We start from the raw sequence: 8,406 nt of genomic DNA on the forward strand, positions 1-8,406 counted from the left end.
CCACCACTCCCTCCCCCACGGACCGGCCCCCGCAGCCGGACACCCCGGAAGCCACCCACCCGACCGCCCCGGCCGCCCAGGACGACTCCACGCCCGAGCGGCCCCCGACCCACGCCACCGAGCCTGCGTCCGCGTCCGCGGTACGAGGCCACGCCGCATCAGGGCCCGTGGTACGGGGCAACACCGCCCCAGCTCCCGCTCCCGCAGCGCGGGCCGACGCCGCACCCACCCCCGCGGCCGGGACCACCGGCACGCCGGTCCCCGAGTTCCTCCGCACCACGACCGCGGTACGGGGCCACGCCGCACCAGGGCCCGCAGCACTGGGCAACACCGCCCCCACCCCCGCAGCACGGACCGACGCCGCACCAGGGCCCGCAGCCCGGGCCGACGCCACCCCCACCCCCGCGGAGGCCACGGCCCCGGCCGCGCCGGTCCGGGGGCCCGGGGGCCTGCCCCCGGTTTCGGGAAGGGGCGGGTACGGGGAGAGTCCCCCCGCCCCGGAGCCGGCCCCCGCCGGGGGCGACGCCCCGCCGCGCACGCAGGCCCGTACCGCCGATGCGGTGGCCGCCCCCGGCCGCGGAACCCCGCACCCGAACGGGAGCGCCTCCCCCCGGGACACCCCGGCGAGCGGCACCGGGCAGCCCCGCGCCACCCCGCCGGAGGCCTTGACGCCCCCCGGGGCCGGTACCGCGGGCGGCCCGCAAGCCCGTACCGCTCCGGCCGAGGGCACCGCCGGGGCGCTCGCCGCCGCGCCGTGCCCGGCAGCGGCAGCGGCTACGGCCGGGCCGCAGGACGCGCAGCCCCGTACGGGCACGGCCCCGGGCTCCGTCACCCCGCACGCGCGGCCCCGTACCGCAACGGCAACGGCAACGGCAACGGCCATCGCCGAGCCCGCGCCCACCCCCGCCCAGCCCCCGACGGGGCCCCGCCGGATCGAGGGGCTGCTCCTCGGGCTCGCCGCGGGCGACGCCGCCGGGTGGCCCGCGGCCCGCCACCGGGCCAGCCGCATGCCCGAGTGGACCCGCCGCCTCACCCGCGAGCTCGACACCTTCGCGGAGCAGAACGCCACCACCACCCTCCCCGTCCCCATCGCCCTCAACCAGCCCCCGGAACCGCTCCGCCTCGGCCCCTCCGACGACGCCGAGTGGGCGGCCTTCGCCGCCGAGTCCGTGCTCACCGCCGCCGGCGTGCTGCTCAGCGACCTCTCCCGGTCCCGCCGCATGCGCGCCGCCATCGACCTCGCCTGGAACGCCCTGGCCAGCGAGGTCGCCGCAGCAGCGGAACGCGCGCCCGAGGTGGAGTCCGCCGTCCTCCCGCTCCGCGCCCGGATCTCCGTCCGCGCAGGCCTCGGCAACCTCGCCGCCGGCCTGCGTCCGCCCGCCACCGGCCACGACAACCCGCACTACTTCGACGACGCCGCCTGCATCCGGGCCTGCGTCCTCGCCGTCGTGCATCCCGGGGATCCCGACGCCGCCGCCGACCTCGCCGAGTTCGACGCCCGCTACACCCAGGACGGGGACGGGGTCCACGGCGCCCGCGCCATGGCCGCCGCCATCGCCACCGCCCTCGCGAGCACCGGAACCTGCACCGCCTCCGACACCGACGCCGCCGTCGACGCCGCCCTCGCGCAGCTCCCGGAGTCCACCGAGATCGGCCGCAACGCCCGGCACGCGGTGAAACTCGCCCGCGCCGAGACGACCGGCGGAGCCTTCGCCATCGTCCCGCTCCTGGAACACCAGATCGTCGACCACGTCTACAGCTACGGGATCGCCGCCGCGGAAACCGTCCCCGTGGCCCTCGCCCTCGCCACCGCCGCCCGCGGCCGGGTCGGCGAGGCGGTCCCGGCCGCGGCCTGCCTGTCGCGCGTCGCGGACTCCGCCCCTGCCCTCGCCGGTGCGCTGACCGGCGCACTCGGCGGCGGCGACTCGCTCCCCGCCGCCTGGCGCGAAGCGTGCCGCACCCTCTCCGGCTGCGCCCTCCCCCGCCTGGCGGGCACCGACCTCGTCGAACTGGCCGCACTGCTCACCCGTACGGAACTCACCTCACCCAAGCCCCAAGGAAAGCCCCGGACATGACGACCCTGACCCCCGTGGACGCCGCCCCCGGCACCACCTCCTCCCCCACCCTCGACGACCGGATCACCGGCGCCCTCGTCGGCGCGGCCGTCGGCGACGCGCTCGGCGGCCCGGTGGAGGGCTGGACCCCGGAACAGATCGTGGAGCGGCACGGCGGCCGGGTGCGCGGCATCGTCGGCCCGTGGCACGAGGACTGGCGTACGGCGCGTCCGATCGCCCCGTACCACAAGGGCGACGGCCACGTCACCGACGACACCCTGATGACGCACGCGCTGGTCCGCGTCTACGAGGCCGTACGGGACCACCTGGACGCGTACGCGATCGCCGAGCACCTGGTCCCGGACCTGATGACGACCCCCCGCTGGATCCCGGAACTGGAGGCGGACGCCCTCCCCCTCCAGCGGATCTTCCTCGCCGAGAAGTGGATCGTGACCCGGCTGCACTACGCGCACGCGGACCCGCGGGAGGCGGGCAACGGCAACATCGTCAACTGCGGCGCGGCGATGTACATGGCGCCGGTCGGCCTCGTCAACGCCGGCCATCCGGCCGGGGCGTACGCGGAGGCGCTGGACGTCACCGGCGCGCACCAGTCCTCGTACGGACGGGAGGCGGCGGGCGTCTTCGCGGCGGCGGTGGCCGCGGCGTGCGTGCCCGGTGCGACGGCGGCCTCGGTCGTCGACACGGCCCTCTCCCTGGCCAAGGACGGCACCCGCGCGGCCATCGCGGCGGTCTGCGAAGTGGCCGCCCGCCACCGGGACTTCGAGTCGGCGCTGGCCCCCCTCCGGGCCGCGGTCGCCCCGTACGACTCGGTCGGCCCGGACTACCGCGCGCCGTCCCTGGGCGCACGGCGCCCCTCGCGCCTGCACTCCATCGAGGAACTCCCGGTGGCGCTGGGCATGTTGCTCGTCGCCGACGGCTGCTACGAGACCTCCGTGCTCGGCGCGGTCAACTACGGCCGCGACTGCGACTCCATCGCGACCATGGCCGGTGCGATCGCGGGCGCCCTGTCGGGCGGGGCGGCGGTCCCGCCCGCCTGGGCGGACCGGGTCGCGGAGGCCAGCCGCCTGGACCTGCACGCACCGGCGGCGGCCCTGGCCTCGGTCACCCGCGAGGTCTTCGCCCGCGACCGAGCCCGCCGCCACACCCACGAAGCCGCCTTCGCCACCCTGACGGCCCCCCGATGACCCCGCCCCGGCCGGCACCCCCGCCGGCGTCCCCGGCCCGGGCCCCGCGCCCGACCCCGGGCACTCCCGGAGCCACGGGAGCGGGGTCCGGCCCCCCTGCCCGGGCCACGCGCTCGCCCCTGCACGGCCCGGAGGCCCGCGGCCCGGCTCCGGCCCCCCACGGGGCCCCGGGAGCGGGGTCCGGCGCCCCTGCCCGGGCCGGGGACGAGGGTTCCCCCACCCCGCCCCTTCCCGAAACCAGGGGCAAGCCCCTGGACCCCGACCTCACGCCGCCGCACACCGAGGCCGGAACCCGGGCCGAGCCCGGGGCCGAGACCCAGACCGAGGCCGGGGGCGGGGCCCGGGGCGAGGTCGGGGGCGAGGTCGGGGCCGGGGCCGGGGCCAAGGGCGAGGCCGTCCGGCTCACCTGGGTGCAGCCCGAGGATCTGGTCGGGCACGAGTTCCGGCAGGCCGCCGAGGACGGTCGCGGGGAGGCCGCGGAGCCGCTGCTGCGCGTCTGGCTCGCCGCGGGCGGCCACCTCGCCCCCGCCCGGGCGGGCGCCTCCCCCACCCCGGCCCCGCCGGAGCTCCGCGCCCTGGCGACCGACCTCCTGACGGCCCTGGCGGCCCTCCCGCACCCCACCTCCGACTCGGAACAGGCCCCGTGGGCCACCCCCGGCACCCCGGGGTCCAGGGGCCTGCCCCTGGTTTCGGGAAGGGGCGGGGTGGGGGAACCCTCCCCCACCGGAGCCCCCGGCCCCAACCCCGGGTCCGGACCGCGGGCCGGAACAGAAGCCCGGCCCGGCTCCCGGCCGACGCACGGGCTCGACTCCGCAAGCCCGGCCCCCCAGGACACCGACGCCGGAGGCGACCCCGCCCTGCGCCGCAGGCTGGAGGCCGCATGGCTCGGGCGCGCCGTGGGGTGCGTGCTCGGCAAGCCCGTGGAGAAGCTGCCCCTGCACGGGATCCGGGCCCTGGCCCGGGCCGCCGGGAACTGGCCCCTGGCCGACTGGTTCACCGAACGCGGCGTACCACCGGAGGTCCTCGCCGCCCACCCCTGGAACCGCCGCTCCGCACCCACCTCCCTCGCCGAGAACATCGACGGCACCCCCGAGGACGACGACCTCAACTACCCCCTCCTCGGCCTGCTCCTCCTCCAGCGCCACGGCAAGGGGTTCACCACCGCCGACGTCGGCCGGCTCTGGCTCGACGAGCTCCCGGCCGGCCGTACGTTCACGGCCGAGCGCGTCGCGTACCGGAACCTGCTCCAGGGGCTGGAGCCGCCCGCCACGGCCACCCACCACAACCCCTTCCGCGAGTGGATCGGCGCCCTCATCCGCGCCGACGTCCACGGCTGGACCAACCCGGGCGACCCGGCCGCCGCCGCGGCCCAGGCGCACCGGGACGCCGCCCTCACCCACACCGGCAACGGCGCCCACGCCGCCGCGTTCGTGGCCGCCGCCACCGCCGCGGCGGCCACCGGCCGGGCCGACGTGCACACCGCGCTGCGGGCCGGGCTGGCCGTCGTACCGCCGCGTTCCCGCCTCGCCGAGGCCATCCGCTTCGGCATCCGGACGGCCGTGGACGCACGCGCCACCGACACCGGCTTCGATACCGTCGTGGACCTGCTCCACGCCCGCTACGGCCACTACCACTGGGTCCACGCCGTGCCCAACTCCGCCGTGATCGCCGCCGCCCTCACCCACGCCGACGGGGACTTCACCCACTCCGTCTGCCGCGCCGTGTCCGGCGGCTGGGACACCGATTCCAACGGCGCCACCGCGGGCGCCCTCGCCGGGCTGGTCGCCGGGTCCCCCGAGGCCATCCCGCACCGCTGGACCGCCCCGCTGAAGAACCGCCTCGCCACCACCGTCCCCGGCTTCGACGGCATCGGCTTCGACACCCTCGCCCACCTCACCGCACAGGAGGCAGCCCGCTCATGACGGCCATCGCCGTGCTCGGCAGTACCAACATGGACCTCGTCGCCTACGTGGCCAAGGCCCCCCGCCTCGGGGAGACCGTCACCGGCCGCGCCTTCCGCACCGTCCCCGGCGGAAAGGGCGCCAACCAGGCCGTCGCCGCCGCCCGTTCGGGCGCGGAGGTGGTGATGATCGGGGCGGTCGGGGCCGACGAGTTCGGCGTACGGCTGCGTTCCGCGCTCGCCGGCGCCGGGGTCGGGACGGCGGCCCTGCGCACCGTCGAGGGCGCCAGCGGCACCGCGCACATCACCGTGGACGACGAGGGGGGCAACAGCATCATCGTCATCCCCGGCGCCAACGCCCTCGTCACCTCCCTGGAACCGGGCGACGCCGCCCGCATCGGCGCCGCGGACTCCCTGCTCCTCCAGCTCGAACTGCCCCTTGAGGCCGTGCTCGCCGGCGCCCTCGTCGCCCGCGCCCACGGCGTGCGGACCATCCTCACTCCGGCCCCCGCCCAACCGCTGCCGGCCGAACTCCTCGCCGCCACCGATCTGTTGGTGCCCAACGAGCACGAGGCCGCCGCGCTCACCGGGCTCACCGACGTCCACCTGGCAGCGGCGGCCCTGCTCCAGGACGTGCCGGAGGTGGTCGTCACCCTCGGCGCCGCCGGGGTCCTGTACGCCGCCCGCGGCCGCGAGCCGCTGGCCGTGCCCGCGCCTCGGGTGCGGGCCGTGGACACCACCGCCGCCGGAGACACCTTCGTCGGCGCGCTCGCCGTGGCCCTGGGCGAGGGCCGGCCGATGCGCAGCGCCCTCGACTGGGCTTCGTGTGCCGCCGCCCTGTCCGTGCAGCGCCCCGGCGCCCAGGACTCGATGCCGACCCGTGCCGAGGTCGTCGCGTTCGCGGCCGGACAGGGTGTCCGCTGATGACCGAGCCCCTCGCCGCACCCCGAACCGGCTCCGGATCCGGCGGCCAGGGCCGCGCCTCCGCCCCCGGGCCGCACCCCTCTGCCGGAGCCGCCTCGTGAGTACCGACGCCCCGTCCGCCACCGAACCGTCCGCCACCCAACCGCCCCTGCGCGGACTCCGCGTCCTCGACCTCGCCACCCTCTTCGCCGGTCCCCTCGCCGCCACCCTCCTCGGCGACTTCGGCGCCGAGGTCGTCAAGGTCGAGCACCCGACCCGCCCCGACCCCTCCCGCGGCCACGGCCCCGCCAAGGACGGCATCGGCCTCTGGTGGAAACTGCTCGGCCGCAACAAGCGGACGATGACCCTCGATCTGTCCGCTCCCGGCGGCCGGGACACCCTGCTGCGCCTGGTCGCCACCGCCGACGTGGTGATCGAGAACTTCCGCCCGGGAACCCTGGAGCGCTGGGGTCTGGGCTGGCCCGAGCTGTCCGCCGCGAACCCGCGGCTGATCCTGACCCGCGTGACGGCCTTCGGCCAGGAGGGCCCGTACGCCCACCGTCCCGGCTTCGGCACCCTCGCGGAGGCGATGAGCGGCTTCGCGGCGATCACCGGGGAGCCGGAGGGGCCGCCGACCCTGCCGCCCTTCGGGCTCGCGGACTCGATCGCCGCGCTGACCACCGCGTACGCCGTGATGGCGGCGCTCGCCGGGCGCGACCGCACCGGGCACGGGCAGGTGGTGGACCTGGCGATCATCGAGCCGATCCTGACCGTCCTCGGGCCGCACCCGCTCTGGTACGACCAGCTCGGCTACGTCCAGCCGCGCACGGGCAACCGTTCCACGAACAACGCGCCCCGCAATACGTACCGCAGTCTGGACGGCCGCTGGCTGGCGGTCTCCACCTCCGCCCAGTCCATCGCCGAGCGCGTGATGCGGCTCGTGGGCCGGCCGGAGCTGATCTCCGAGCCCTGGTTCGCGTCGGGGTCCGGCCGGGCCGGTCACGCGGACGTGCTCGACGAGGCGGTCGGCGGCTGGATCGCCCGCCACAAGGCGGACGAGGTGACGGCCGCCTTCGAGGAGGCCGAGGCCGCCGTTGCGCTGGTCTACGACGTACGGGACGTCATGGCCGATCCGCAGTACGCGGCCCTGGACACGATCACCGAGGTCGAGGATCCGGAGCTGGGCCCGATCCGCATGCAGAACGTCCTCTTCCGGCTCTCGGAGACCCCGGGCTCCATCCGCTGGGCGGGCCGTCCGCACGGCGCCGACACCGATGCCGTCCTCACCGAACTCGGCCTCTCCCCGGCCGAGATCACTGCTCTCCGCACGGAGGGGGCCCTGTGATCCTGACCTGGCTCTACGTACCCGGCGACCGGCCCGAGGTGGTGTTCAAGGCCCTGCACGCCGGGGCCGACGCCGTCATCGTGGACCTGGAGGACGCGGTGTCGGCCTCCCGCAAGGAGTACGCCCGCGGCGCCACCGCCGAGCTGCTCGGCGACCGGCACCCGGTGCCGGTCCACGTCCGCGTCAACGCGCTGGATTCCCCGTGGGGCGTCGCCGACCTCAGCGCCCTCGGCGGGCTCCACGGGCTCGCCGGTCTGCGCCTGCCCAAGATCTCCTCTCCGGAGCAGATCGTCTCCACCGCCGACCGCACCCCCGGGGTGGCCCTGTACGCCCTGCTGGAGTCGGCGATCGGCGTGGAACGGGCCTACGAGATCGCCCGCGCGCACCCCGCCCTGCGCGGCCTGTCCCTGGGCGAGGCCGACCTGCGGGCCGACCTGGGCGTCAGCGCGGAGTCGGGCCTGGACTGGCCGCGCTCCCGGGTGGTGGTCGCGGCCCGCGCGGCCGGGCTCGCGCCGCCGGCCCAGTCGGTGTTCCCCGACATCCGGAACCTGGAGGCACTGGCGGCCTCCTGCGCCCGGGGCCGCGCCCTCGGCTTCCTGGGCCGTGCGGCGATCCATCCGCGCCAGCTCCCGGTGATCGAGCGGGCCTACCTGCCCGGCCCGGCGGAGGTCAGCGCCGCCGAGGAGATCGTGGCCGCGGCCCGCCGCACCCCGGGCGCGGTGGCCCTGCCCGACGGCCGTTTCGTCGACCCGGCGATGCTGGCGGGCGCGGAGCGGATCGTGGCCCTGTCCCGCCGGGACGCGCCGGTGCTCTCCTGATCAACGAAGCCGTAGTCCGTACGTCCGTCTGCTGCGCGGGGTGATCACGCGGCTGCCGCGCCGGTGACCGGCAAACGGGAGGGGGGGGGGGGGGGGGGGGGGGGGGGCCCCCCCCTTTGCCAGGAAAAGGAGGAGGGGGTTTTTTTTTCCTGGGGGCGTTTCTTTTTTTTCCTCCTTCCTT

General features: G+C 77.2%; 6 protein-coding genes. All 6 read left to right on the plus strand.

Annotated features, from left to right (window positions below; translation table 11 throughout):
- The first annotated feature begins 560 nt into the window (after positions 1-560).
- The 6 genes from ACFRU2_RS39765 to ACFRU2_RS39790 all read left to right on the plus strand — a co-directional run bounded on the left by ACFRU2_RS39765 (position 561) and on the right by ACFRU2_RS39790 (position 8,225).
- A complete protein-coding gene (locus tag ACFRU2_RS39765; RefSeq protein ID WP_382981214.1) occupies positions 561-2,075 on the plus strand; it encodes an ADP-ribosylglycohydrolase family protein in 1,515 nt (504 codons plus the stop codon).
- A complete protein-coding gene (locus tag ACFRU2_RS39770; RefSeq protein ID WP_382981195.1) occupies positions 2,072-3,259 on the plus strand; it encodes an ADP-ribosylglycohydrolase family protein in 1,188 nt (395 codons plus the stop codon). Before ACFRU2_RS39765 ends, ACFRU2_RS39770 begins: the two co-directional genes overlap by 4 nt.
- Positions 3,256-5,181, plus strand: a complete 1,926-nt coding sequence (locus tag ACFRU2_RS39775) for an ADP-ribosylglycohydrolase family protein (protein ID WP_382981197.1) — start codon at positions 3,256-3,258, stop codon at positions 5,179-5,181. The genes ACFRU2_RS39770 and ACFRU2_RS39775 overlap by 4 nt, the downstream gene beginning before the upstream one ends.
- Positions 5,178-6,083 (plus strand): ribokinase, encoded by a 906-nt coding sequence (rbsK, locus tag ACFRU2_RS39780; protein WP_382981198.1) that lies wholly within the window; start codon positions 5,178-5,180, stop codon positions 6,081-6,083. Before ACFRU2_RS39775 ends, rbsK begins: the two co-directional genes overlap by 4 nt.
- 97 nt (positions 6,084-6,180) lie before the next feature.
- Entirely contained in the window at positions 6,181-7,407 is a 1,227-nt protein-coding gene (locus ACFRU2_RS39785; protein WP_382981199.1) for a CaiB/BaiF CoA transferase family protein, read from the plus strand.
- Positions 7,404-8,225 (plus strand): HpcH/HpaI aldolase/citrate lyase family protein, encoded by an 822-nt coding sequence (locus tag ACFRU2_RS39790; RefSeq protein WP_382981200.1) that lies wholly within the window; start codon positions 7,404-7,406, stop codon positions 8,223-8,225. Before ACFRU2_RS39785 ends, ACFRU2_RS39790 begins: the two co-directional genes overlap by 4 nt.
- Positions 8,226-8,406 lie beyond the last annotated feature (181 nt).

Source organism: Streptomyces sp. NPDC056883 (assembly GCF_042788835.1).
GTDB classification, from domain to species: domain Bacteria; phylum Actinomycetota; class Actinomycetes; order Streptomycetales; family Streptomycetaceae; genus Streptomyces; species Streptomyces stoeckheimensis.

Coding starts and splice junctions, on each gene's coding strand:
- ACFRU2_RS39770 (WP_382981195.1), top strand. CDS start 2,072: ATGACGACCCTGACCCCCGTGGACGCCGCCCCCGGCACCACCTCCTCC.
- ACFRU2_RS39775 (WP_382981197.1), top strand. CDS start 3,256: ATGACCCCGCCCCGGCCGGCACCCCCGCCGGCGTCCCCGGCCCGGGCC.
- rbsK (WP_382981198.1), top strand. CDS start 5,178: ATGACGGCCATCGCCGTGCTCGGCAGTACCAACATGGACCTCGTCGCC.